The sequence below is a fragment of the Proteus faecis genome (assembly GCF_030286765.1).
Taxonomy (GTDB): Bacteria; Pseudomonadota; Gammaproteobacteria; order Enterobacterales; family Enterobacteriaceae; genus Proteus; species Proteus faecis.
Map to the genome: position 1 here is coordinate 150282 of NZ_JASVWV010000010.1, position 23964 is coordinate 174245.

Consider the following 23964-nt stretch of genomic DNA (forward strand, 5'->3'; position numbering starts at 1 on the left):
ATCAAACCTATATTCTAAAAAAGAGGCTTGATATTTTTGGATAATATTTATTAACTAAAATCGATATGTAGACGTAAACTTCCGCAACAACAACATTTAAATAAATAACCTTGGCATTCACCATCATCCCATAAGCGCTCTGATAAATCAGAAAGTTCAAAACCAATGTCTTGAATATCTTGTTCTAAAGAAGCAAATTGTTCTAATTTATCTTTGATATCGTCCCATTCTACATAATCAATAAAGGCACAAGGTTCATCGCAATGTATTAGCCAATGTTCTTGTTGCCAGCCATGATAACCAGGCGTCCGTTTTGTTAATTCATCGAGTTTGTTTCTATCTATAGGAGGCAAAGTAGAACCACAATACTCCCCTTCTTCGTCATAGAGAACTTCTCCACCTTCAATGCTTGTAATATCTTGAAACTCACCATCAAACTTTTCACTTGCAGAACCATCAGCAATACACCACGGACATAGTGCATCAATATCTTCTACTGAGTAAAAAGGGCTACCATAATAGATATCAGTTTCCTTTCCACAACAATCACATACAACAATATCACCTGTAATAAAAGCCCCTGTCTTTATCGGATCTGGATGATATTTAAAATAAGGTAATGCTCTTTTTTCTGCTGGCATATATTTTCTCATTTTGTTTTTCTAACGACGCATATTAGATTCAGTAAAGCAATTCTAACATCAGATCCACCATGCGTTAGTTATTCTCTATGTTATAATGCGCCCTCATTTTATCTCCTTTATAAATTAGAGATAATCAACGCCTAAATAGACGAAAGAACTACAGTATGTCAGAAAATATAGAACTCAATAAACCAACAGAAAATCATGATATTAGTCGCCATTCAAATACATATAATTTGAACAGATTCTCTGTTGCGCCGATGCTCGATGGAACCGACCGATTTATATAATCAATTAGTTATAAATTTCTGGAGTCTTATTGGTGTCCTGATTTTTTCTCTTACACTTATTGATAAAACATCATACTGACAATTAGTTGCATTACCCACCATACTCCCTCAACCTACATGGTGTAGCATTATACATCCTAGCCATATTGAACAATGGCTAACACGAAGAATATTCAATTTTTCAAACATTGTTGTTATAATATCCAACATACAATCGAGCATTAATCGCTTACGAGAAGCAAAATAAACCGAATTTATGGTAATTTTTGTCAAAAAGGGAACTTTAATTGAATTTTAACGTGACTAAAACCCCGTAGAGACCTACAATAAAGTCATATGATAAAAAAGGAATCAAAAATGCTTATTGAATTTAGTGTTGAAAACTACCTTTCGATTAAGAAAAAACAAACATTTTCACTTGTCGCTAATAAATCCAAAGAACTAGAAGAAAATATTTTTAATGTAGCTGGCAATATTAATCTAGGAATCCTAAAGTCTGCTGTAATTTATGGGGCAAATGCTGCTGGAAAATCCAATCTTCTATTGGCTTTCAGATCCATGGTTGATATCGTACTGCACTCGGCTTCACACAACCAAGCTGGGGATTCTTTACCCGTAAAAGCATTCAAACTATCGTCCGATACAATTAATTCACCTTCTGAATTTGAAATTATTTTTATTCATAATAATATTCGATACCAATATGGGTTTTCTGCAACAGAACAACAGATTATTGATGAATGGTTATTTGCATACCCTAAAGGTAGACCTCAAAAGTGGTTTGAAAGATCATGGAATGAAGATAACTCTGAATTTGACTGGGACTTCGGTTCTTCTTTATTTGGAGAAAAACAACTTTGGCAAAAATCAACTCGGAATAATGCTTTATTTTTATCTACTGCAGTACAATTGAACAGTGAACAACTAAAACCAGTATTCACATGGTTTCAGAAAAACATTAAATTAACTGGAGTTTCTGGTTGGTCAAAACATTATTCTGCTTCTTGTTGTACAAATCAATTTAAATCAGAAATCTTAAAATTTCTAAAATCTGCTGATATCGGAATTGATGATATCATTGTTACAAAAGAAAAATTTAATCCTTCAGAACTTCCTGAAGATATGCCTGAAGAACTTAAAAAAGTTATTATTTCAAGCATGGAAAATGAAGATGTATATGATATCTCCACAATCCATTTTAATGATAAAAAAGAACCTGTTAAATTTAAACTTGAAGAAGAATCGCATGGAACTCAGAAACTTTTTTCTTTGGCTGGCCCATGGTTAGATGCTCTAGAAAATGGTTATACCTTGCTAATTGACGAGTTAAATGATGCTTTACACCCTAAAATTGTTAGCTATTTAGTCACATTATTTAATGACCCAACTTTAAATAAACATGGTGCTCAATTAATTTTCTCAACACATGAAACATCAATTATGAATCAAAATGTATTTAGAAGAGATCAAATTTGGTTCTGTGAAAAAAATGATAAAAATGAAACGAATATTTACCCATTGATTGACTATAGTCCAAGAAAAGGAAGAGAAAATCTAGAGGCTTCATATCTTGATGGCCGATATGGTGCATTACCTTCAATTAAAAAATTAGGAAATTAAATTAATGGGTAGCGAAGATTTATTTAAAAAAAAACGTGCTGCAAAAAGTGCCAAAACACTAAAAAGGACAAAAGGAAATAAAGAACCTTTATCAAAAATTTTAATTGTTTGTGAGGGGTTAAAAACTGAACCAATTTATTTTAATGAAATAATTGAATATTTTAACTTATTAACTGCTAGTGTTATAGATATTACCGGAGATTGTGGCTCAAGTCCTATGAGTGTGGTCAGGTATGCAAAAAAACTACAGAAAGAAAAAATAGAAATAGGTGCTCCATATGATGAAATTTATATTGTAATAGATAAAGATGCACATAGTGATTATTTAACAGCATTAGATAATATAAGTAGAAGTAATAAGCCATCTAGTACTTGGATAGCTATTAATTCAGTACCATGTTTCGAATTTTGGCTTTTACTTCACTATACCTATACTACTAGAGCTTATAAAAACTTACCGAACAATAGTTCTGGTAACCAAATTATTAAAGAATTAAGAAAATATATTAAAGATTATCAAAAAGGAGCCAAAGGCATATTTCACAAAACACTTTCTGACTTAAAATCCAAGGATTTACAAGAAGTTATAGGAAAAGCTGAACGCTGTTGCAAAGAAGTAGAAGATACTGGCTCAGATAACCCGAGTACAAAAGTTCATATACTTATCAGTAGACTGTTAAAGCTAAATCAACAAATCAAAGATAATAAAAAATAATCTTATGGCTCATTAAGAATTATGAGCCATAATTTTTTCTCTAGCATAATAATCTATAATTAAGTTTAAAATATACTTATATTACACAATAAACACATACTATAATTTCTTTAATTTAAATTATAGGTATTTAATAATCAAAACGAAATTAACTATCTAAACTCTTTCTATTCACCATACTCCCTTACATCAATATAAAAATACTGCTTTCCTAGTGAGGTTGTTGACATTTGTCCAGCCACTATCATGGAATGTGGAATAATACGATTGCCTCGTCCACAAAGAGTTACTCTAATCGTTTTTCCTCCCATCGAATCCATCATACCAATATGCCCAATTGTTGTGATTAATACTGCACAGGGAAAACCGACATTCACGCCACTCCAATTATTTCCTGTGAGAACAAAGTTATTTCCCTCTAATAAATTAAGCGGTCTTTGACTTGAAGCGTGTGTAATAACACCTTTATGATAGATTTGGATTCCCCATTTTTGAGGATGAAGTGAAATATGATAAGAAGACTTCACAAATACATAAAGCTCATATTCTGCTGAATTACCTTGAATAGTATCGATTAAATTCACACACCACGCATTGTTCTCATAAATTACTTCAGATAATCCACCTAATGATGGATTAGAAGAATTAAGAACTCGAATAAAAATAAGTGGCACTGCATTATTATTACCTTCGATAACTTTAATTATTCCCGGCTTGGTTTTTATCTTTTTTAAAAATACGGCTGATTCATAGGGTGTTAATTCTTCGGTAATGCCCTGATTAAAAAATAATGCACCATATTTACTCATTTAATTAGTACCATAATAATTCCATTAATCGATTGGCTACCGCGTAGAGAATTCCACGAGATTTTATTATTCTCGACTCTAACAGTGAAATAAGATCCTCGATTTCTAGCTACAATATAGGCGGCCAATGACCGCCCTTTAGGAATATTATTATAAGTTTTACTGCCATTTTGAGTGGCCGCTATTTGGTCAAAAATAAACGAACGCCCTGTGATTTTTATTGGCTTTCCTTTTTCATATATCTCTATTCCCCACGACATGAAAAGTCCTCTACGGCATCAGGAGATACCCATCCTCCCAAGAATTTAAATCCTAATTGAGGTACAGCATGATAAAGAGACCCTTTAATGGTTTCTCTCTTTTTATCAAACTTTACCAATACAGGTTGTTGATAGTGAAATGTTTTTATTTGATAAACACCTTGGCAATCGACTTTCTTATATCCAGAGGTACACCCTGACAATAATAATGCTGTAATTAAAATAATAAACTTCATACGCTACCCTAAATAACCTATTTTTGCCGCTAACTGATTATTTTCATCGTAAACATAAATAGTATTATTTGTGATCACTAACCGCCCTTTTGTTCCTCCTGAGTTAATATCTAACCGTCCACGGAATACCGCATCATTTAATTCTACATTCCCTGTTGTGGCATCAATATTAAATCCTTTCTTGCCAGCTGAATAATTAGTGGATGTGATTTTTTTACCTATCGATAATTTATCAATGGTTGCCTTGCTAAATAACGCATCATTGAAAAAAGCTTGTCCATTTTGAATAACAAAAGGCGTCACCACTTTGCCGTTTAATGACGATATCACCGCAAAGTTTTGAGCATTGACCAGAAATTGGCTATTTCCTTGCGCATTAAACCCTAAGCCAATGCCAGTAATGACTTTATTCCCTTTGCTATCCTGCTGGACTTTCATTGTCCATGATGCCGAAATTTTGCCATTTATGTCTGTGACCACTTTCGAAGTTTGCTCGATTTTGGCTGAACTTGTACCCACTTGGCTTTCTAAGCGAGTGACTTGCTGAGCGGTCGAGGTCACCTTACCTGAAACCTCGGTCACTTTGGTTTCAAGTTGGCTTACCGCATTCGCCGTTGCATTGGCTTTCTGTTCGCTGGACTTAGGCACTTCATTCGCCACAAACCCTTTCGGCGCTACCGATTGTTTGTTATTGGTGTAAGTGCTGGTGATAATTTGATGGTTAACACTTTTGTGTTTAGTTAACTGATATTTTGCCCCTCCCCGCAAATAAATATATTCCACAGAACCATTTATTAATTGAGCGGGTCCCATCACAGGAGATTGATTTGTCCATCGCCAATCAAAATTATCAATGATGCGGTTTTCAGACTGTGTTCCCCATCCAGAAGCACTCACTTGCCATTCCACAATCACGGCAAAACCTTTGGTGCTGTGAGTCGCATAACTGGGTTTATTGTCTGAATATTGCCCTAATGTTCTAAAAACCTTAAAAGCATAACGATGAGAGGTCACTAAAGGCAAAATCACCGGATAATAGGTGTTTTCATTGAGTTTCGATAAATCTAAATCCACCACCACAGATCCCGTTAAATCGGCTTTCACTGTATCTAATTTGCTGGATAACGCTTGTACTTGAGAGGTTGCGGAGGTGACTTTGCCATCGAGATTAGACACATGCGTATTTAACGCATTTACCGCACTGCTATCAGCTTTTCCCTTCAGTGTTGAACTGAGGGCTGAAATATCTTTCGATTGTGCTTGCTGTTTCGAGGTGAGGGTTTCTAGTGATTGATTAATCGCAGAAACATTCCCATTCATCCGTGTTTCCAATGACTGTCTGGCTTTGGCTTCCGCTTGGTCGCCTGTAACACGCGCTTGTTTCTCGGCGGAAATGAGTCCTGCGGTGACTTTCGATAAATCATTGCCAGTATAATCACCACGAAGTTGTGTAGCTAAGAATTGGCGTTGTTGAGCCTCCGCTTTATCAGCTTCAGCGCGAGCTTGTTGCTCTTGGTTAATTACCGCACCTCTTGCAACTTGCTCTGCTAAAATCGCATCATGGTTCGCTTTCACTTGCGTGTTTAACTCAACAATAGCTGATTGGTCAGCTTTGCTATTAATTTCGCCCAATAGGTCTTGCGCGAGTTGATCTCGACTAATTTGACCCGCTAATTCCTCAAGAATTAAATCGGTTTGAGAAGAGCAAGTACCTGAAGCTTCCACAAAAGGTGATTTGCCATAGCTGTTGATTGTTCGAACATAAAAATAATACGTATGTCCTGCTTTTAAATTCTCTTGCGTCCAGAAATTCCCTTGGCCAACTTTATTTGTTTTGGTGATCACTTCATTTTCAGAAAGATCAGCGAGCTTTTCCTCACTAAACCAAAACTCAAAGGTATAACCAAAGACAGCACTATCGCCTTGTTTCGGTGCAATGGTCAGATTAAATAAGCCAGAAGTAACATCAATATGCTCAGGAGATGGTGGTGCTTGAATGGCAAAGTCACTGATAGCAGGTGCCGACATTGCGCCGGCAACGTTTGTTGCTCTGACTTCAACACGATAAATCCCTCGCGCTAATCCGTTAATATCAACACGTTCAGCTGGTACCTGAATAGATTGAATAACGTTGCCTTCTTGAAGAATAGTGACGGTGTTATAGCGCACATCAGTAGCAACATTCTGCCAAGAAAGTGTACCTTGTACGATGTCACTAACTGCAAGTGGAACAAAGGTAAGATTAATAGGTGAAGCAACACCGCCAGTGGGTAAACTCACAAACGGCGGACGCTCAAACGGTTTGCCAATCACATCCTCATATAAATAGGCACCATCCTCTTCCAACGTTAAAGCCACACCGTCTAATGCATGAAAAGACCATTCGGCAATACGAAATTCCAGCCCACTAATCCCCAAAGAAGGTAATTCTAAAAGCACAACTTCCCCCGGACGATAAGCATAGCCGTCTAAGTTCATGGTCAATTGAACCCGTCTTCCGGCTTTCTTTTTGCGAAGATATTGGCGAGCTAATCGTTGGGCTTGATAAGGGCTGGTGACAAAACGATAGTCGATATTCTCTCGAATTTCTAAGCCATCCTCTTTCACCCATTCGTCCACAATCACAGGCGTGAAATCGGTTTTTGTGTATAACTGTTCGGCATCAATAAACGTGCCATACACCGCATTGGTGGCGTCTTTTAAGCCTGTTTCAGGGGTACAGGTGACGGTGCCAATCAATTGTGATTCAGTGATGGTTTTTATTGCCGGCCCATAATATGCGCCGATTTGAATACCGTGTTTTCCTGCGGTGAATGTCAGTTCCGCGTTGATGCATTTGTGCATCGCTTCCAAGACACTCGATGGACTCTCATTTAAGTCATAGGCACCATTAAGGGTATATCGCGACTCAAATCCGCCTTCTGGTAGACTCACTTTTTCATCACATAAATCGGCCGCCTGTTTAAAGCTGTCAAAATCAATATCCGTATCAGGCACTTTTAAATAATGACGGTAATAATCCAAAATCACTAAGGCACCATTGTTACTCCATGCTGTTTGCCCAGTGCGAGGATCAAAAAGATGTTTTCCCCAGACTTCACATTTCACATTGGGTAATCCATAAGGGAATTTTTCTTGGTCAAACGTGAGTGTCACACGTAACCACGCCAGACCTCGACCAATCATATCCTCTTTCCATGATGGGCAATTTTTAAGCATAAAGGGATCTACATCTTCCCTATCGTTATGTAATTCCCATGACGCTTTATCACCAAACGTCTCAATGAGATCATCACCCAACCAAATCTTCCCGATTTTCTCTATGGGGTGCCCTGCCAGAGCCAATGTCAGTGTGATTTTTTCGTTTTCATCTTGTTCACCCGCCTCTTCTTCGGCAAAGAAAAGCAAACCCGATATCACTGTTTTTCCGACGATCACAGTTTCAGGCGCAGACGATGAACGTAACATCTGTTTGCGTTCACCCGTATCTCGATAATTCATGGAAGGCAGTTTAGGCTTAAAGATAAGCGAACCCGCGACTTGAACCGCAACGCCTGCTGCCATCAGTGCCATGCCCATCGCCGAGGTGACGCCTCCGGTAAATAGCCCTGCAATCATTAAGCCAGCACCCACGACTTTTGAAATTAATCCACCACTCCCACCCATTATTCCACTCTCCACGCTTTGATTGGGTTAATCTGCACCGGCTTCACGCCTTCTGGGGTTACGCCCCAATAATGCCCCGCCCAGACCACGGCTAAGCTGTCACCGTCCTCACCTTTAAACAGTACGAGGTCGCCACGCTGAACCCGCTCAATCTCAATGGATTTGAAATAGCGTGATACGGCTTTCTCTAAGGAGCCAAATTTAGATTTGATCAAGTTGAAGGCTTCGGCTTTGGTTTTATAGTGATTGAGATAAGGCTTTATTGGAGAGAAACCGCATTGTGCGTAAATACATTCAGAGGCGAAAATACAACAATCAAATTCACCCCATGAAAAAGGGCGACTCATCGCCGCCCTTATGGTTTCAGATAATTTAAGTGTCCAATTGGGTTGTTTCATGTACTGACCTTAAATAGCAAAAAACCTCAGTTAAGAGGCATGGTGAAATTCAGGCAATAAAAAACCCACCGAAGTGGGTTAGTTTCAATTGCGTAATATCAGATATTTTTTAATTTGATTACACCACAACATAGTTTCCCGAAATCAGGATTACATAATTCTACTGTGTCATAAGTCCTAGACCAATGATACAGCCAATTCTCAAGATCCTCACAACTATAATCTTTAGTGGCTAAACCAGATGCAATATCAACCATATCATCACTTGGTGCAGTAAGCTCATAACCATTTATCAATAAAAAAACATAACCACACATCATGGCTGTTCTTTTATTAGCATTCGCGAATGGATGGTTTTGGATAAGGCTTTCAATAAGAACAGAGGATAGTCTAAACATATCCTCTGTTTGTTCGTAATATCTTATTACGCCAGGTCTGGCTTGTGACGATTCTAGATTGCTTTGATTTAAAACTTGGATTGGCTCATCTGGCGTTTGTGCTTTAATAAGAACTTCATTGATATAAATTATGTCATCAACAGATAAGTAATTCACGCCGTCAAGATGATAACCAAACTCCCTAGACATCTATCACACCTTAGATAATTTATCCATAGCAGTCTCATAACGCTCAAAGCCAAGACTGAAAGCATTTTTCACTTGATCTTTGTGTGAGCAATTATATCCAACTACTGCTCTAGGAGACGCAACTTTACTTTTGTCACGAGGCGGTATATCTAAACGACTAGCCTTTCTCAGTGCGTGACTCATATAAATATCCTCTTACCAGGATCTCTGGCATATATACAAAATAGACGATTTTGAGGTTATTGCAATTACTCTGCATGTAAAAAATCACCCACACTGTTAGTGGGTACTGGATTATTTTTTGTGAACCTTTTCGACCAGTGGCCTATTCATAATAGAGTCATCTTGTCGCCATTACAACCCAGATTTATCAACTAAAGCTTGTTTTTTTGCGGTTATAAAGGTATATGAATGTAGTTTTTGGCATCAATTACCTATCTATACTCCCAACGCTGATATCTTCTAACAAGGATAAATTTAGCTCTTTCATGAAACAACAAAGGGCACAGTTCCTCTTGTTTATGCAATAAAAACCCACAAAAGTGGGTTTAACAAAGCAATAAGATTATTTATAAATAAATGCAGGTGCATCTTTCTTACTGCCCCAATAAATCGCCCGTTCAGCCATTTGAGCGACATAACGAAAGATGCGATCCCCTTGCCTTCTTGACGACCAAGATTCATCAGTGAATCTATCGGGTAACCCGATTGACCATCGCTCGAATCGATTAGAAACATTAACACATACGGCATTTTCTTCGCCAGACACCACATTGATAGATGTGATTTGTCCGACAAATAAGACCTCAGCAAGAAGCGGTTTTCCCTCTTCACCGATGGCAACCATCATCAACCGCACTTCTCGTCCTCGACTTTGCTCATTCATCACCATTCCCACCAGCGATTTATCAAAACCGGCTAATTTAAGCTGTAATTGTGGTGGGCTGGTTGTCTTGTTTTCTTTCAGCTGACTGATTTCGCCTAAACTTCCTACACCTAAATAAGTTTCCCCCGCAATAAGCAGTTGCCCAACACCGGTATGCGCACAGGTGACGCCTGATTTCAAATCGAGTCTGGCGGCTAAAACGATATAAGCCCCCTCATTAATTGCTTTTACCATACCGTCAGAAAATGGGTGATATTGCATTAGTACAACACCTCCTCAAAAGATAACGTGATATTGGTATACCCCAAGCGACGATGCTGAAACTTCCCCTGTTCATTATCAACGAGCCGAAATACTCCAAAAGGACGCTCAACCTCGAGCATTTCATTGACGGTAGGTGACGTTCTTAACATCGGCGAAATAAGAATAATCGCACGGCCTTGATTATCACTGACCACATCCGCCACCACCATTTTGAGTTCATTGCCCACAGTTAAGCGATCCCCTTGCTGTAATACACGCATATTGCGCTTCCAGTCCTTTGTTTCTAGTCGATTCCCCAATTGGCTGGGTATTGCAACACGAGGCGAACCATACCCATAACGCCCTTTTCTTATCCAACTGGTTATTTTGACTCGCCCCGACATGCCATCCAATGAAGCCACCAGCGCTTCTAACTGGCGCGATTTCTCTTCATTTAAATTATTGAATGTCAGCTCACAACGCCAACGACTTCCCGGAAAGCGCACCGTTTGACTACTTCCATTAAACGGCGAGGTAAAGGTTTTGCTGTTACTCAATAATTGCCAGTTTTCCTGTGTGGGGATCACCTCTTTTGGCCATTCAAGAATAGACATTTAAACTCCTAATGTTCTACGTGCTGCGCCATTACTTTGAAAGTCTTGTAACATCATCGCGTGAGCTTTCTGTGCACCAGCTTCTGTACCTTGTTGTGCTGCTTCTTTCATTGCCTGCGCAAGTACAGCGTCACCATTTCCTGTCACCGTAATATGATTAACGACCGTCATTTGCACACCGCCTGCACGGGCTAACGTCGGTTGGGGTGTTGTAACCAGCATTCGCCCTGCGACCGCCCCCACAAAGCCACCTGAAGCATAACCTTGCGCCGCATGCATTAAGCGATAGAGATTGCCGACACCCAATTTAGCCGTCGCTTCTTTGGTAAAAACAAACTCACCACCATGTACAATCCCTTTAGGTTCGAATTTCCCGCCATGCCCCGTATAGCCACCGTAAGCATGCCCTTTGCTCATCCATCCCATATCAAAGCCCATTGCCTGCCCGCCTGCTTCAATGGCTTTGAAAATCAGCATTTTCATCACCATTCGAGTGATATCGGAGATCACCGCATTGGCAAAATCTTTAAAGCTTCCTTTCCCCGTTAAAGCAAAATCGGCTAACGCATCAGACATATTATTAAGGGCATTGGTGGTGACATTTCTGACGTTTTCCATTACATCCATAGCCGACTCACTGAAATCCGATAAACCTTGTTTTAATCCCGCCATCGGATCGCCTTTCATGGCCTCTCGCTTCCTTAGCTCTTCCTCAATCTGCTGTTTAGTGAGTTCGACATTACGTTGTAAGTTCACCAGCTCTTTTTCGCCTAAATCCACACTGGCTTGCTGATACAGCACATCAATCTGACGAAGGGCATTAAGCTTTTCTTGCTCTGCGCGTGTCTTTCCTATCAAGGTGGTTTCAAATTGCATCTGCTCAATTTCTTTACCGCGATCATAAGCAAATTGCGCAACCGAGTTGGCACGCGCCAGATCATCAATGGCTTTCGCTTTTTCTTTTATCGTCTCAATCGCTTTGGGATCGATTTTTAAGATGGCATCAAACTTATCTTTATTCTGTTTGATATCAGCTAAGGCGGATGTGTATTCATTAAAGGAAGAGGTAGTGCCATACAGCTGAATACTTTGTCCATCCGCAATCAGTGAGGCTTGTTTTTCCTCTAATTCCGTTAAGATTTTGGTGTATTGCTTGGCATAATCAATGGTGGATTTGTGGCTGGGCTTATACGTCCGTTTGGCTTGCAGTGCCAGTTGTGCCTCAATTTCAGCTTGTAAGGCCTTATCGTAGCCTTGCATATCTGGCGTAATTTTGCGTGAAGCCAATACATCTTCTGCATTTAATTTCGCTAATGCCTTCCCTGTGGCTTGCGCTTTTGCCACTGAACGTTGCGATTTTTCAATCGATTCATCAATCTGTTTAGCAATCGCCGTGGCGGCATTCACTTGGCTATTTGTCGCCTGAAGCGTGATATCAATGAGTGATTCATATTCAATGCCTAAACTCTTTAAACTCGCCTTAAGTGAATTGATAACGGCATCAACATTTTGTAACTCAGTGGCATAGCGTTTATATTCAGGGGCTTGATCGCCCACTTTTTCTTTGAGTGTCGCCAACATATTTTGCATATTGGCTCGCTGACGCTCTAAGTTATTAACTTGCTCTGCATATATCCCCATCGCAGCATCAAGCTCTTTTTGCTTTTCAGCCACTCGTTTAAGGTATAAATCCCCCACTCCTTGTTCAGTAAACGCCTTTTCACTCTCAACGCTGTATTTCGATAAACCTTGTAAGGAAATAACCTGTTGTTTAATTTCCTCAATTTTCTCCAATTGCGCGTTAATGCCCGATGAAACTTTGCTTAAATTCGCCACTAACGTGGCATTGCTCATTTTGTTTAACGCTTCTGTTGATGTATCAAGGGAATGAGCAAATTCAATCGATTCGAGTTTGGCTTGTTTGACATTTTCGCTGTATTCATACAATCCCATGCCCAATGCCACAACACCCGTCAACACTAATCCAATAGGGCCACCCGCTAATCCCATAACACTGTTAAGTGCTCGCCCCGCCACCGTTGATTGACGCCGAGCGGTTGTTAATGCGCGTTGAGCAACGTTTTCGGCGGTTAATGCCTGTGTATAATTTAGAGAGGCTGTTCTTGCGAGTGATTTTGTGGCGATAAGGTTATCAAGTGCTATTTTTTCCGCGTTAGTGCCTCTAGCAACTTGATATTCCATTTTGGCTCTATTGAGCGCCGATGTAGCGGCTTCTTTATCCGCCCATGCCTTCCTCACGGCACTGGTTGCTGCCACACTGTTTGCCTCTGCACTCTGTAATGTGGCTTTGGCTTCATTCAACGTTGTCTGATTTTTCAGATAAGTGGCTTTCGTCCATTGAGAGAGCTTTGCTACCAATGCCGTAACTGCAATTCCTTCAACCACTTTAGCCACTAACGATAGATTATTGGCAAGAGTGATCATCCCTGTGGTAAAAAGCTGAGTCGCACCTGTACCTTGATTCGCTTCACCAATAAATTTGGTCATCGCCGATTGAAGATTAGTGAAACCTTGGCTAACCGTTGTCACACTGGTGGCGAATTTTTTATCCACACTATCGGCTGCACGCTCTAAGGCTTGAATGACTTTCTCAATCGTCATTTCACCGTCTTGGGCTTTCTTCCTTAGTTCGCCCACACTGACACCCATTCCGTCAGCGATAGCTTTCGCTAACGCAGGGGTTTGCTCCATCACTGAATTTAGCTCTTCGCCACGTAACTGACCCGAGGCTAATGCTTGACCAAATTGAGTTAATGCCGCTTGGGCTGCGGTTGCACTCGCTCCTGAAATCGCCACGGCTTTTGAGACGGTTTCCGTGAGTTCAGCGACTTTTTGCTGACTTAAGCCTAAGCGATCGGCATTATCCGCAAAACGTTGATAAACCTGTGCTGTGGCATCCAATGATTGATAGGTTTTTTGGGCAATATCATAGACCGCTTGTGTGGCTTTATTTAACTCGACAGAACTTTCTGTCACCAGTTTTAAGCGGTTCTGTAATTCCGTCCAACTATCAGCATAATTAATTACTTGATGAATGGATAATGCACTTGCGGTGACACTCGCAAAACGGGCAAAAAGCGCCGAAGATTTTGCGGTTTGCGATACCATTCGCTCTTGTTGTACGGTGATAGCTTGAAGGCTGACGCGAATACTTTGCCCAAATTGTTCTGTTTGGCGCTGACTACGGTTGATCGCATTTGTGAAATTTGCCGTATTCAGCGTCAAATCAATATTTAATCTACCTAATGCTCCCGCCATAAATTCAATCCTTGGTATGAACACTACAAAAGCAAACTTTCACCCTGAATAAATGCAATATTCCTTGTTATTTGCTATTGATTTAATTATTGATAAACTGAAATTTCGAATAATAGAGGGGGTTTTATGAGACTTATTCTGGCGTTATTACTACCTTGGTTACAATTTTTCACGATTGGTCGCCCATTTGCTGGCATCTTCTGCCTTATCCTACAAATCACCTTAATTGGGTGGATCCCTGCGGCTATCTGGTCGGTTTATGCGCTTTCTCAATACAATACGGATAAAAAAATTGAGAAAATGTCTCGCGGTGGTTAACGATTAAGCCCCACTGATGTGGGGCTATCGATTAGCTAATACACTCTCAGTGACGTTGTCCCACAGCTCTTCTTCCGTGATTTTCTTCTTCCACATCGGCATAAAATCCATCAATTCAGGCGGAGACGTTTTCGGATCACGATTTATCATCGCAAGAAGATGCGCCACTTGTGCCATCCGATAATCCTCTCGCCATAAACCAAAGGGTTGTTTGCGATAAAAAGCTTCATATTCACACAAGTGGCTTTCGGGCATTTGCTCGATTTCCGCGAGGGTTTTTCCCAATGCCAGCGACAATATCAATTGAAATTGTCGCCGTTCTCCAAGTTTTTTTCGCTATTCCCCGCTTCTGCTGTAAACACCGCATTAGAGAACCCTTGCCCTAGACGATTAAGACCTTTTAAGTCTTCTTCATTTTCGGCATCAAAAAGCAGTTCCCCTTTTTCATCACACAACTTAAAAGCCAACATTCTGGCGACATCATATTCATCGTAGACACGATTTATCGCCTCATTAAATTGTTCGGGATCGTCTTCGTCTAAATAAATGTCCTGCGCCTCAGCGAGCTTGATTTTAATTTGGCGAAGTTTGCGCTGAATGTAATTCATGGTGCCAACATCCAACTCTTTGACATAAAAGGTGTTGTCTAAATAGGTAAAAGGCGTCACTTTCAGTGCTTGGTTTAACACTAATTCACGCAATAACGCGTTAGACATAATCACTCCTAAGATTTTTATCGAGAAGGGAGAAGAGAAATAATGAAAGAGGTGAATTAGGGGTTATTTCTTCGCATTCAAATAATCACGGCCAGACAATTTAATCGAAATCCCCGAATCCATCATTTGCCCTACACTGCCATCAATGTTCATACCTGTCTCGACAGAGCCGTAATAAAACATGGAGCCTTCATCTCGCGTTAAGACCATTTTCACCGCAAATTTTTCTTTGCTGTTTTCATATTTACGCAAGAGTCGCTGCACCTCACTGGAGCTATACCGTAAGAAAAAGGTCAATTTAATTGAGCCGTATTCCGTATCGCCAGATTCATATTCCTTGCCATCACTGCAAATGGTGGTGACATCGATTTGTTCAGTCGTTGAACCGTCTTTGCTAAAGCTTTTTACTGCACAAAAATTATTAGACCATTGAATACGTTGTGCTTTGGCGTTTACAAAATCCGTAGGTAGCGTTTTATCACTCCAATCCACTTCGTCGCACAGGGTCACTTTATTGCCATCAACCTGTGCAATGGGGAAACGCCCATCTAACTCCCCTAAACCCGATAACATAATCATGTCATCCGCTTTCAGCTTATTATTGGCGATGGTAATGGTTGCGGGTGATAACGTCGCTTCCGTCACGGTCATCGCCTCCCCTAAGCCTGTTTGCACAAAGATCTTCGTGCCGAGGAAAGGCGTCGCTTTATGGTTTTTTGACTTTGCCATATCCATTCCTTATTTATCTGATGAAATCATTAATTCAAGAACAAGCCGATGCAATTTGACATCCGCTTCATACCCAAAAACCGCATTCACCCGTTGTGCAAATGGGATTGTCGCAACAATCTGAGTTTCAATCTTTTTACGCAAGACCATAAGGGGTTGTGGCTGTGGCGCATACACATCAAGTTGCACACGATAGTTGTCTAAATCCGTATCCTCCAGCGCACTGTTAGGCGTGATGCTGACAAACTGGATCACAATGGCGGGATAATGCCCTTTGCCTTCGGGTAATACCTGAAAAAAAACCCTTCCATCGACAAGCGGTGAAAGGGTCTCTTTTAATTGCTGTATCATGGTCTCTACCTTGCTTTTTCAATATCCCCTTTGAGTGTTTGAACAATCACTTTAGCCGTCGCTTCCTTTTTCGCTTCAAAACTGGGCCGCATAAACGGTTGTGCGGGCATCTTGGCGGTGCCAAACTCGACAAACCACCAATAAAACGGATCATTCGGGTTCAATGCCGCACTTTTTCCCGTTGCCTGTTTAAAGGCAGACACCTTTTTACCCGATAATGATTTCACCCAAATGCGCGTTTTAACTTGCCCATTGCGCTGCACTTTCGTTTTAGAACGAATATTGCGCTTGATGGTGCCTTTGCGTCGATGAGGCACCGTTTCCTTAAGAATAGGTACTCGATGTTTGATTTCTTCTTTTAACGCCGAAGCCCCTACATTCATCGCCTTACGTGCGCTTTGATTTCTGGTTTTGCGGGCGATGTCTTGCATTCGTTGAGCGAGTTCAGACAATCCACTGATTTTAATCTCCCCCATCATTCACGCCCTCTTTACACATTAATTGAAGCTCACGATGACGCTCATAAGGGTCAATAATCGAAATAATATTAAATATTCGCTTACCCCATACAATACGCATCGAGGTATCAATATCAGCAATATAGCGAATAAGAATTCGCGTTGTGGCCTCACTTTGTACTTGCTGAGCTTGAAAATATTCTCGCCCTTGATAAGGCATGATCGCTGCACGTACTTTTGTCGCATGATCCGTCCAAATCACATCATTGCCACTGATGGCATCAGGCGCTAATACTGGTTTTTGAATATGAATAGTGTGGCGTAATCGTCCCGGATCCATTAACTACCTCGCCAATTTCGACAAAGCAGTAACAATCGTTCTACTGCTTTATTTTCATATAACAGAATTTCACTTTGGCTGGTTCGATGTTCAAACATATCCCCCAGCACCAAAAGCATGGCCGATTTCACTTCATAAGGGATATCATCAGGTGATTTCCATGTGGGTTCATCACACCATCTCAAACAATAATTTAATGCGCTTTGAGCATAAAATAGAATCTGCTCATCACGATCATCACCGCTGTATTCGAGATGCTGTTTTAATAAAGAAAGAGGAATGACATCTAAGATATTCATGATGTAATACGGGATAGTTACCTACCCCGACCTATTACTTAAGCACTTCTTCCAGACGTTGGGAAAGTTCCTTTAATTAAGGCTTGAGGGCGATAATGGGCTAAGGCTAAACGTTCTTCACACAAAATGGTCAGCATATTCTTCACGAAATTATCACGATCTTCTCGACTCACTTCGATAACTGCATTCATTCGATCCCATACTTGAGACGCCAAATCAAATGCACCAACAGTAAACTCGCCTTGTTTTTGTGCTTTTGTGGGAACAACAGGTAATCCCCACATTACATTTGAAGTAAACGCTTGTGGGCCACCAAAAATATAACGCCCTTCTTTATCTTTCATTAACGCAATGGCATGCCAATCACGAGGATTTAAAATAATACCGGAGGCACTAAATTCAGATTCTGTCACCTGATAAATGGCATGAGCAATCAGATCAGCATGCGTGTCACCCGTAGCACTCAACGTGGTATCATAGGCAGTGGCAACATGATTAATCCCCGTCAAATTATCCGCAGTACCGTCACCATTAAGTAATTGCTCCTCTTCCACTAATGCTAAGCCATACAATAAGCGATTATTAACGTAAGACTGTAACTGCACAGCATCATCCATCACTTGGCGAGACGCTTGGATCCAATGAGCAATAGTGATCACATTTGCCGTTTGTTTTTCAAAAGTCAGATTAGATTCTGGTTTCTGTACCTTTTCTTTCACGGGTGCCGCGCTATTGGTAAACAATTTTTCGCGTACATATTCCAGTGAGTTACTGGAAATACGACCTTGTGCTAATAAATCGCGGATAACTAAACGACGCATACCCGGCATAATAATACCCGGTACTTGCATCGGCTGAATGAGAACACCGGCTGAACTCGCATCACTGCCTAATGATTTATTAAAAGTTTTCACTTCATAAGAAGCCTGACTCCCATTCCATGATTTTGTCAGCGCTTCTGCTGCTCGCTCAGAAAAATCTTTTTTCACATTAGGATCATCAGCGCTCGTTGCCCCTTTCTGCTCTAAATCAAACAGACGTTCACCGGCTTTTTTTAATTCCTCTTGAACTAAGACTAAATCTGTTTGTAATTGCTTTGAAACTGCGCCAGTAGCTTCAATTTCTTTCTTCTGTGCATCGAAGAGCTCTTGCACCTTTTTTTGTGATCCTTCGATGGCTTCTTGGATAATAGCTAAGTCAGACATATTCTATCCTTTCAGATTAAATGCATTAATTTGGTTAACAATGGATGCGACTAGGGATTGTTGAGTGTCATCGGACTCACTCCGAATAGCGGATTTGAAGCGGGAAATAAAACCGACTGCTTCTGATTTTGATAAACCGGCTGACTCTCTCAGCCAATCCTCAATATCTCGGATCGTTAATAACCCATCAATGCTCTTGAGTGATGAAACCTGTGCTTGGTCATTAGCGGGAAATGTACAAATACTAATTTCACGTAACAGGGAGATATTTTTAAAAATACGACCTGAAGGTGTTCGCTCAAAGTCATTACGCAGACAACCGAATCCGATAGAAAGCCCGTCAACCGTGCCATGCTTCATTGCCGCTTTTAGATCTTGAGCCGCACTATGACCGGGTGTCAGTTGTCCTCTCACTCGTAATCCTTTTTGATCTTCCTCCATGTACTCCCATTTCCCCACAGGAAGCTCCCAGACTCGATGGTTATAAAACATAGCGACTTTTTGTTTTTGCTTATCTAAAACATGCTTAAACGCACCGGGTAAAATAATGTCACCATCGGAATCTTGATGACTAAATACAGAGGCATAACCTTCGAAAACGCCTTGTGTGCCATCACCCGTAAATTTGATTTCCGCTTCATCAAAATTCAGTGTTTTTCTAATATCAGGCATTGAACCCCCATAAATAATTAAGCCCCACTTTCGTGAGGCTCTTTATTGAGTTGGTTAATCGGTAAATATTGTGCTTGCCGGTAAGCGACATCTCCACCTTCAAGAGGAGGATAATTATCGAGCCGTCGCATTTCATTAATAGTTCTTAGCCCCGATTCTCCCATCGCTTTCATAAACGCGGCGCGTGAAGTAGAATCGCCTCGCAATAATCCATCAAGGTTATGTTCAGCATGGTATTTTCCCACTTCGGGGGGTTTTAGAAGCCAACGCGCAATGCAGTTTTCCCATCGGGAGATATAGGGTTGTAAGGTATATTGAAGAAAACCTAAGTTTTGTTGCTCAATACCTGTTCCCCAACTTGTTGATTTTTCAACATCGCCGACTAAATGCGGGGGAACACCAAAGAAACGGGCTAATTCACTGACTTGAAATTTGCGGGAAGACATTGTTTCTGCATCTTGAGGACTAACACCAATATCTTGTGCTTGAAATCCCCCTTCTAAGATCCACAATCGTTTTTTAACGGGACCACCCGCAATTTCTTTGAAATTCTCTTCAAGTTGGCTACGTTGCTCTTTATTCAATACCTTATCGCCCGTTGTCAGAATTTTAGGAGACTTAGCCCCATTGGCATAAAACTCTCGTTGTTGATCTTCCATCGCAACGGCCGTACTTGCTGTCTTACACGCATAAGCAATAGGCGACAATCCAACTAATCCATTAAAACCAAACCCTTTTAAATGAAAAATTTCGTGTTGTTGAAATTTCGCAAATTCATGATCACGCTGATATTTATAGATAATATTCTTCCCCTCCATGCGTACATCCATATTGGCAGACAACAGAGGAAGCAAGCTAATCACATCACCGACTTTATTTCGCTCAATCAAGGCGAAAGCATTACCATAAAAGCAAAGCTGCATAGTCATTGCCTCTCGGAATTCTTGAGCGGTCATATATTGATTGGGTGAATACCGCAGTAATCGAGCCAATGGGTGACTTAAATCGACTTTGGTTCTATTTCCCTGTTTATCCGTTTCGAACACATCCAGTGGCAAACAAGCCGTTAACGTCGAAATTAAGCTAACACAACGCCAAACCGTGGATATTTGGAGTATTCGTTCATCATTTACAGAAGAATCACCAAGCGAGCCTTGCGCTGAGATAGTTCCTGATTGTGAACCTTGTTCAGGTGTCACAAGTCTTCCCCCAACAAAGAAGGAAGCCAGACGCGCAAACCAACCATGATTAGTGCGCAAATCGATTGAATATTGTTTATCTGTCATCACATACTCAATGGGTTAGAGAAAAAATCATCAAGGTTGCCATCATCAACCTCACCTTCCGCAGCCCCAATCGCCATTGCTGATGCCACCACACCATCAATTCGACCAGTGCTTTTTTTCTTGGCAAAGACGCGGTTATCTTTTTGGTCAGCCTCAAGCACAGCGGATGCGGCATTCCATCTCAAACAAGGATTGGTGTGGATCTCAATCTTCTTGTCATCAATGAGCTGTTCAAATAGTTCGATAGAGTGTGGCATCCATAGCCCTGAATCTTTAGCTTTGTAATATCCTTGTCCATGCGGAGTTAAAGGAACCGTCACACCCGCTTCATCGAGTTTGGGTTCAAGGTATTTAATGCGATAAGGGTCAAAGGCAATGGCTCTCATGCTGACGTGCATCGCCATTTCAGCAATGCGTTCTGCCACAAATTCATACCTCACCGCATTCCCTGGCGTGGTATGCATAAAACCTTGCCTTACCCATAAGTCGTAGGGCACTCGGTCGGTTTTTGCTCTATCCAATAAGGTGTCTTTGGGTGTCCAAAATTCGACATAAAGACGTTTAAGACGAGGGAAATACAAGGCTAATGCGGTTAAATCTTTGGTTCCTGATAAATCCAATCCGCCATAACACTCTTCACCTTGAAGATCATCGAATGTGAACGTGTTTTCACATCGCATCCATGTTTCACTGTTAATCCACGGATTATCGGCATCCACCCACTGACAAAAATTGAGCCGACGCACAATGCTTTCTTTCGCGGGCATACCTCGGGCTTGAGTCACTTGTTCGCGTAAGTAGCGATCAGAAAAGGTGTAGCCCAATGACGGATTGGCTTTCCCCCAGCAAGACTCATCCTTAAAGGGATCATCGCCCTCATCCAGTGAGCAAATATAGGAAAAGAAGCTGTCGTCTTCGATAGTGCCTTCGGCGACTTTTCGTCCGTATTCATGATAGTCATAACACACGCTGGTTTTATCATGGCCACTATTGGTGATCATAAATATCAAGGCTTGCCGCCGACCTTTTGTGCCCGCTCGCATCATCTCAACGGCGGTATTATTTTTATGCTCATGAATTTCATCAATCAACGCACAATGGGGACGAGGCCCTGATTGCCCATCATCCGAACTAATCGGGCGAAAGAATGAACTCGTTTTCAAATAAGCCAAGTTCCACTCTTTGCCTGTTCCGCCTGATTTGGTGATCCGCTGACTTAATGCGGGAGATTGATCAACCATCGCCACCGCATCACGAAACAAAATCATGGCTTGGTCTTTTTTCGTGGCTGCCGCATACACTTCGGCACGCGGTTCACTGTCGGCGACTAAACAATACAACCCAACGCCACCTGCCATCGGGGATTTTCCTGAACCTTTACCTGATTCAACGTACACCATGCGAAATCGGCGTGTGCCGTCTGTCATTTTCCAGCCAAAAATGGAGCCAATCACAAAGCATTGCCAAGGCAATAAAATAAACGGTTTCCCTTCATGCTCCCCGCCATTGAGCTTTAAGACTTTCGCGAAAAAGTCGATCACCCTTTTGACAGCCTCAACATCCCAGACTAATCCTCGTTGCTCAGCTTCATTTAAGTCTTTGAGATGACGTGCACATGCATGACGAATATCAGGCCCCGCTAAGATTTTGCCTTGATGCACGTCTTGCGCGTATTGCGTTGCGGGATCAACCGAAATATTGGTTGAGCGGATCTTCCTCTTCTTCTCCACCATCCATCTTCACCTTCGAACGAGCGGCGGGAGTTAAACCAAACTCGACTAAATAACTTTTAAAACGGCGATCTGCATCAGCTAACATGGCAACGGCAGGATTCGCTTTAATTAAAAAATCCCCTAGTTGGGTTTTTGTGGTATATGTCCGACCTTCAATGGCAATGGTGTCTCGCAATTGAAGAATATCGGCGTAGATATCACACAGCCGTTCTAATGCCAGCGTGTCAGCCACGGTTAAAACGCCCATTCCATCGAGTAATAAGGTTAATTTTGCCCACGCCATTTTCCCCCAATCCGTTAAATGTTCGGGGGGGCTTGGAATTTCACGTTTGGGTTGGGGTTCTTTATCGTTGAGTTTTCGTTTTCCCGGATTACCGGTGACCACCTTCAAGTGGGTCGGTTTCGGGCGTCTTCCTGCCATCGGAACCTCCCAGAAAAAAACTTTTCATTTCGCGGTTGTGCACACAAATGAGGGCGCTAGGTAATCAGGGCGAAAGTGTCTGAACTTTTACCCCGCCCCCACCCTGTATTCATTGTGTTATTGATGCCAATGAGAATTGGGATCGAGTGGAATACCATCCGCATTACAGCCAATGACTTTGCCACTCTTTTCGATACGTTGTTTGGTCGAGTTATGATGCAGTTCGCATAAGCTTTGAAAGTTATTTTTATCCCAGAATAAAGCTTGGGCTTTTGCGATACGTTCTTTATCACCTGATTCAAGCGCTTCTTTAAGACGATGCGGAATAATGTGGTCAACTACTGTGGCCGCAGTAATGCGCCCTTGCTCTTGGCACATGACACAGAGCGGATGTTCATTAAGAAACGCTAATCGTACCTTTGCCCAGCGACCACCATAGACATTGCGTTTTTTCATGTTTTGTTTCTGACAACATCAGCTTCTATTGATGATTGCTTATTGCAGGTAATAATTCCTTTGAATATAACGTCACTAGACGTACTAAAACCTAAAGAATTATCACTACTAATAACATAATGTTCATAATCAGCCTTATCCGCCCATTGATTATGAGTGGTTGCTAGTGTGATGATAGTTTGATTTATCTCATGTATTTTTTTTAGCAATTTAGCTGGCTTATCAATACTATTTAAATCGATGATTTTTATGTTTCTTGGATCTGTATAAGGAAATTGCCCTGAATGACAAATTGCTATGAATTCTTTATATAGGTTGCTTCTCTCTTCAATTAGCTGCGATATTTCTTTTTGCAAGTAAACACAATGACCTATTGCCTCATAATTAATCTGTTTGTTTGACATAATAAACTCCAATAAAAAAGCCATTAGGGCCTATTCATCGTTAGATATTAATTAAATCAATATCCTCAATTTTAAGGAACGCTATTCAATACCAGGAATATAGATTTGAGCTTCTTTAAGAATTCGTTCCCTCGCTGTTAGTAGTAACTGCTTTCTACCACCAACTCCCCAGTTAGCCATCGTTCTTGCACAGTTACTTATATTTTTAGCGAAAAACGCCGTAAACCCTCGCCCAATGCGGGTGGGGATATAAGGCGAAAAGCCCGCAGGGCTTTAAAGATCAATCAGACGTTGACTGACTCTGAACGTAGGCTCTGAGCGTTTCAATC

At 41.0% G+C, this 23964-nt stretch carries 28 protein-coding genes; 3 read left to right on the top strand and 25 right to left on the bottom strand.

The window, feature by feature from the left end; translation table 11 throughout:
• Positions 1-50 precede the first annotated feature (50 nt).
• Positions 51-641: a PF03691 family colicin E2 tolerance protein CbrC gene (gene cbrC / locus QSH13_RS13565; RefSeq protein ID WP_109398340.1), complete on the bottom strand. Its 591-nt coding sequence runs from the start codon at positions 639-641 to the stop codon at positions 51-53.
• 650 nt (positions 642-1291) lie between these two features.
• On the opposite strand from cbrC, the gene QSH13_RS13570 reads away from it, so the two are divergent.
• A complete protein-coding gene (locus QSH13_RS13570; protein ID WP_239739518.1) occupies positions 1292-2554 on the top strand; it encodes an AAA family ATPase in 1263 nt (420 codons plus the stop codon).
• Positions 2555-2558: 4 nt separating this feature from the next.
• Positions 2559-3269 carry an RloB family protein gene (locus QSH13_RS13575; protein ID WP_239739517.1) on the top strand — a complete coding sequence of 237 codons (711 nt, stop codon included), beginning with the start codon at positions 2559-2561 and terminating at the stop codon, positions 3267-3269.
• A 167-nt stretch (positions 3270-3436) separates the two neighbouring features.
• On the opposite strand, the gene QSH13_RS13580 is transcribed toward QSH13_RS13575, so the two are convergent.
• The 10 genes from QSH13_RS13580 to QSH13_RS13625 all read right to left on the bottom strand — a co-directional run bounded on the left by QSH13_RS13580 (position 3437) and on the right by QSH13_RS13625 (position 14247).
• Positions 3437-4078, bottom strand: coding sequence for a hypothetical protein (locus QSH13_RS13580; protein ID WP_239739516.1), 642 nt, complete (start codon positions 4076-4078; stop codon positions 3437-3439).
• On the bottom strand, positions 4075-4338 hold the full coding sequence (locus QSH13_RS13585) for a hypothetical protein (RefSeq protein WP_286039282.1): 264 nt from the start codon (positions 4336-4338) through the stop codon (positions 4075-4077). Before QSH13_RS13585 ends, QSH13_RS13580 begins: the two co-directional genes overlap by 4 nt.
• A complete protein-coding gene (locus tag QSH13_RS13590) occupies positions 4323-4574 on the bottom strand; it encodes a hypothetical protein (protein WP_286039283.1) in 252 nt (83 codons plus the stop codon). Before QSH13_RS13590 ends, QSH13_RS13585 begins: the two co-directional genes overlap by 16 nt.
• Positions 4575-4577: 3 nt before the next feature.
• Complete coding sequence (locus QSH13_RS13595) at positions 4578-8240, bottom strand: phage tail tip fiber protein (protein ID WP_286039284.1); 3663 nt, start codon at positions 8238-8240, stop codon at positions 4578-4580.
• Positions 8240-8638 (bottom strand): DUF6950 family protein, encoded by a 399-nt coding sequence (locus tag QSH13_RS13600; protein ID WP_286039285.1) that lies wholly within the window; start codon positions 8636-8638, stop codon positions 8240-8242. The genes QSH13_RS13595 and QSH13_RS13600 overlap by 1 nt, the downstream gene beginning before the upstream one ends.
• Before the next feature lie 98 nt (positions 8639-8736).
• Positions 8737-9225 (bottom strand): type II toxin-antitoxin system death-on-curing family toxin, encoded by a 489-nt coding sequence (locus tag QSH13_RS13605; protein ID WP_273802529.1) that lies wholly within the window; start codon positions 9223-9225, stop codon positions 8737-8739.
• Positions 9226-9228: 3 nt separating this feature from the next.
• A complete protein-coding gene (locus QSH13_RS13610) occupies positions 9229-9408 on the bottom strand; it encodes a hypothetical protein (RefSeq protein ID WP_072062631.1) in 180 nt (59 codons plus the stop codon).
• Between the two features lie 382 nt (positions 9409-9790).
• Positions 9791-10372 carry a hypothetical protein gene (locus tag QSH13_RS13615; RefSeq protein WP_286039286.1) on the bottom strand — a complete coding sequence of 194 codons (582 nt, stop codon included), beginning with the start codon at positions 10370-10372 and terminating at the stop codon, positions 9791-9793.
• Complete coding sequence (locus QSH13_RS13620; protein ID WP_286039287.1) at positions 10372-10968, bottom strand: hypothetical protein; 597 nt, start codon at positions 10966-10968, stop codon at positions 10372-10374. The genes QSH13_RS13615 and QSH13_RS13620 overlap by 1 nt, the downstream gene beginning before the upstream one ends.
• Positions 10969-14247, bottom strand: a complete 3279-nt coding sequence (locus tag QSH13_RS13625; protein ID WP_286039288.1) for a phage tail tape measure protein — start codon at positions 14245-14247, stop codon at positions 10969-10971.
• Between the two features lie 126 nt (positions 14248-14373).
• On the opposite strand from QSH13_RS13625, the gene QSH13_RS13630 reads away from it, so the two are divergent.
• Positions 14374-14565 carry a YqaE/Pmp3 family membrane protein gene (locus QSH13_RS13630; RefSeq protein WP_004242485.1) on the top strand — a complete coding sequence of 64 codons (192 nt, stop codon included), beginning with the start codon at positions 14374-14376 and terminating at the stop codon, positions 14563-14565.
• 24 nt (positions 14566-14589) lie between these two features.
• Here the strand turns inward: QSH13_RS13630 and QSH13_RS13635 are convergent, their stop codons facing one another.
• From QSH13_RS13635 to QSH13_RS13700, 14 genes are all read right to left on the bottom strand, one after another.
• Complete coding sequence (locus tag QSH13_RS13635; RefSeq protein WP_223231949.1) at positions 14590-14820, bottom strand: phage tail assembly protein T; 231 nt, start codon at positions 14818-14820, stop codon at positions 14590-14592.
• A 44-nt stretch (positions 14821-14864) separates the two neighbouring features.
• Complete coding sequence (locus QSH13_RS13640; RefSeq protein WP_036900961.1) at positions 14865-15281, bottom strand: hypothetical protein; 417 nt, start codon at positions 15279-15281, stop codon at positions 14865-14867.
• A 63-nt stretch (positions 15282-15344) separates the two neighbouring features.
• On the bottom strand, positions 15345-16010 hold the full coding sequence (locus QSH13_RS13645) for a hypothetical protein (RefSeq protein ID WP_036937600.1): 666 nt from the start codon (positions 16008-16010) through the stop codon (positions 15345-15347).
• Positions 16011-16019: 9 nt separating this feature from the next.
• On the bottom strand, positions 16020-16361 hold the full coding sequence (gene gp17, locus QSH13_RS13650) for a tail completion protein gp17 (RefSeq protein ID WP_036937602.1): 342 nt from the start codon (positions 16359-16361) through the stop codon (positions 16020-16022).
• A 5-nt stretch (positions 16362-16366) separates the two neighbouring features.
• Positions 16367-16840, bottom strand: a complete 474-nt coding sequence (locus QSH13_RS13655) for an HK97-gp10 family putative phage morphogenesis protein (RefSeq protein WP_036937605.1) — start codon at positions 16838-16840, stop codon at positions 16367-16369.
• Positions 16824-17159: a phage head closure protein gene (locus QSH13_RS13660; RefSeq protein WP_036937608.1), complete on the bottom strand. Its 336-nt coding sequence runs from the start codon at positions 17157-17159 to the stop codon at positions 16824-16826. Before QSH13_RS13660 ends, QSH13_RS13655 begins: the two co-directional genes overlap by 17 nt.
• Positions 17159-17458, bottom strand: a complete 300-nt coding sequence (locus QSH13_RS13665) for a head-tail connector protein (protein WP_286039289.1) — start codon at positions 17456-17458, stop codon at positions 17159-17161. The genes QSH13_RS13660 and QSH13_RS13665 overlap by 1 nt, the downstream gene beginning before the upstream one ends.
• Before the next feature lie 38 nt (positions 17459-17496).
• Positions 17497-18663, bottom strand: coding sequence for a phage major capsid protein (locus tag QSH13_RS13670; RefSeq protein ID WP_036937613.1), 1167 nt, complete (start codon positions 18661-18663; stop codon positions 17497-17499).
• Positions 18664-18666: 3 nt separating this feature from the next.
• A complete protein-coding gene (locus QSH13_RS13675) occupies positions 18667-19335 on the bottom strand; it encodes an HK97 family phage prohead protease (RefSeq protein ID WP_004242476.1) in 669 nt (222 codons plus the stop codon).
• Between the two features lie 17 nt (positions 19336-19352).
• Entirely contained in the window at positions 19353-20621 is a 1269-nt protein-coding gene (locus QSH13_RS13680; RefSeq protein WP_161750265.1) for a phage portal protein, read from the bottom strand.
• Positions 20621-22354: a terminase large subunit gene (locus QSH13_RS13685; protein ID WP_161707258.1), complete on the bottom strand. Its 1734-nt coding sequence runs from the start codon at positions 22352-22354 to the stop codon at positions 20621-20623. Before QSH13_RS13685 ends, QSH13_RS13680 begins: the two co-directional genes overlap by 1 nt.
• Complete coding sequence (locus QSH13_RS13690; protein WP_006537822.1) at positions 22308-22775, bottom strand: phage terminase small subunit P27 family; 468 nt, start codon at positions 22773-22775, stop codon at positions 22308-22310. The genes QSH13_RS13685 and QSH13_RS13690 overlap by 47 nt, the downstream gene beginning before the upstream one ends.
• 117 nt (positions 22776-22892) lie before the next feature.
• Positions 22893-23231 carry an HNH endonuclease gene (locus QSH13_RS13695; protein WP_036937620.1) on the bottom strand — a complete coding sequence of 113 codons (339 nt, stop codon included), beginning with the start codon at positions 23229-23231 and terminating at the stop codon, positions 22893-22895.
• A complete protein-coding gene (locus QSH13_RS13700) occupies positions 23228-23635 on the bottom strand; it encodes a hypothetical protein (protein WP_286039291.1) in 408 nt (135 codons plus the stop codon). The genes QSH13_RS13695 and QSH13_RS13700 overlap by 4 nt, the downstream gene beginning before the upstream one ends.
• Positions 23636-23964 lie beyond the last annotated feature (329 nt).

What these genes read in the sequence shown, in the direction of transcription:
- QSH13_RS13605 (WP_273802529.1), bottom strand. Translation starts at nt 9,225, where the DNA reads ATGTCTAGGGAGTTTGGTTATCATCTTGACGGCGTGAATTACTTATCT.
- QSH13_RS13590 (WP_286039283.1), bottom strand. Translation starts at nt 4,574, where the DNA reads ATGAAGTTTATTATTTTAATTACAGCATTATTATTGTCAGGGTGTACC.
- cbrC (WP_109398340.1), bottom strand. Translation starts at nt 641, where the DNA reads ATGCCAGCAGAAAAAAGAGCATTACCTTATTTTAAATATCATCCAGAT.
- QSH13_RS13595 (WP_286039284.1), bottom strand. Translation starts at nt 8,240, where the DNA reads ATGGGTGGGAGTGGTGGATTAATTTCAAAAGTCGTGGGTGCTGGCTTA.
- QSH13_RS13580 (WP_239739516.1), bottom strand. Translation starts at nt 4,078, where the DNA reads ATGAGTAAATATGGTGCATTATTTTTTAATCAGGGCATTACCGAAGAA.
- QSH13_RS13675 (WP_004242476.1), bottom strand. Translation starts at nt 19,335, where the DNA reads ATGCCTGATATTAGAAAAACACTGAATTTTGATGAAGCGGAAATCAAA.
- QSH13_RS13625 (WP_286039288.1), bottom strand. Translation starts at nt 14,247, where the DNA reads ATGGCGGGAGCATTAGGTAGATTAAATATTGATTTGACGCTGAATACG.
- QSH13_RS13570 (WP_239739518.1), top strand. Translation starts at nt 1,292, where the DNA reads ATGCTTATTGAATTTAGTGTTGAAAACTACCTTTCGATTAAGAAAAAA.
- QSH13_RS13635 (WP_223231949.1), bottom strand. Translation starts at nt 14,820, where the DNA reads ATGCCCGAAAGCCACTTGTGTGAATATGAAGCTTTTTATCGCAAACAA.
- QSH13_RS13655 (WP_036937605.1), bottom strand. Translation starts at nt 16,840, where the DNA reads ATGATGGGGGAGATTAAAATCAGTGGATTGTCTGAACTCGCTCAACGA.
- QSH13_RS13620 (WP_286039287.1), bottom strand. Translation starts at nt 10,968, where the DNA reads ATGTCTATTCTTGAATGGCCAAAAGAGGTGATCCCCACACAGGAAAAC.
- QSH13_RS13695 (WP_036937620.1), bottom strand. Translation starts at nt 23,231, where the DNA reads ATGAAAAAACGCAATGTCTATGGTGGTCGCTGGGCAAAGGTACGATTA.
- QSH13_RS13700 (WP_286039291.1), bottom strand. Translation starts at nt 23,635, where the DNA reads ATGTCAAACAAACAGATTAATTATGAGGCAATAGGTCATTGTGTTTAC.
- QSH13_RS13680 (WP_161750265.1), bottom strand. Translation starts at nt 20,621, where the DNA reads ATGACAGATAAACAATATTCAATCGATTTGCGCACTAATCATGGTTGG.
- QSH13_RS13600 (WP_286039285.1), bottom strand. Translation starts at nt 8,638, where the DNA reads ATGAAACAACCCAATTGGACACTTAAATTATCTGAAACCATAAGGGCG.
- QSH13_RS13615 (WP_286039286.1), bottom strand. Translation starts at nt 10,372, where the DNA reads ATGCAATATCACCCATTTTCTGACGGTATGGTAAAAGCAATTAATGAG.
- QSH13_RS13630 (WP_004242485.1), top strand. Translation starts at nt 14,374, where the DNA reads ATGAGACTTATTCTGGCGTTATTACTACCTTGGTTACAATTTTTCACG.
- QSH13_RS13690 (WP_006537822.1), bottom strand. Translation starts at nt 22,775, where the DNA reads ATGGCAGGAAGACGCCCGAAACCGACCCACTTGAAGGTGGTCACCGGT.
- QSH13_RS13640 (WP_036900961.1), bottom strand. Translation starts at nt 15,281, where the DNA reads ATGTCTAACGCGTTATTGCGTGAATTAGTGTTAAACCAAGCACTGAAA.
- gp17 (WP_036937602.1), bottom strand. Translation starts at nt 16,361, where the DNA reads ATGATACAGCAATTAAAAGAGACCCTTTCACCGCTTGTCGATGGAAGG.
- QSH13_RS13585 (WP_286039282.1), bottom strand. Translation starts at nt 4,338, where the DNA reads ATGTCGTGGGGAATAGAGATATATGAAAAAGGAAAGCCAATAAAAATC.
- QSH13_RS13685 (WP_161707258.1), bottom strand. Translation starts at nt 22,354, where the DNA reads ATGGTGGAGAAGAAGAGGAAGATCCGCTCAACCAATATTTCGGTTGAT.
- QSH13_RS13575 (WP_239739517.1), top strand. Translation starts at nt 2,559, where the DNA reads ATGGGTAGCGAAGATTTATTTAAAAAAAAACGTGCTGCAAAAAGTGCC.
- QSH13_RS13670 (WP_036937613.1), bottom strand. Translation starts at nt 18,663, where the DNA reads ATGTCTGACTTAGCTATTATCCAAGAAGCCATCGAAGGATCACAAAAA.
- QSH13_RS13645 (WP_036937600.1), bottom strand. Translation starts at nt 16,010, where the DNA reads ATGGCAAAGTCAAAAAACCATAAAGCGACGCCTTTCCTCGGCACGAAG.
- QSH13_RS13610 (WP_072062631.1), bottom strand. Translation starts at nt 9,408, where the DNA reads ATGAGTCACGCACTGAGAAAGGCTAGTCGTTTAGATATACCGCCTCGT.
- QSH13_RS13665 (WP_286039289.1), bottom strand. Translation starts at nt 17,458, where the DNA reads ATGAATATCTTAGATGTCATTCCTCTTTCTTTATTAAAACAGCATCTC.
- QSH13_RS13660 (WP_036937608.1), bottom strand. Translation starts at nt 17,159, where the DNA reads ATGGATCCGGGACGATTACGCCACACTATTCATATTCAAAAACCAGTA.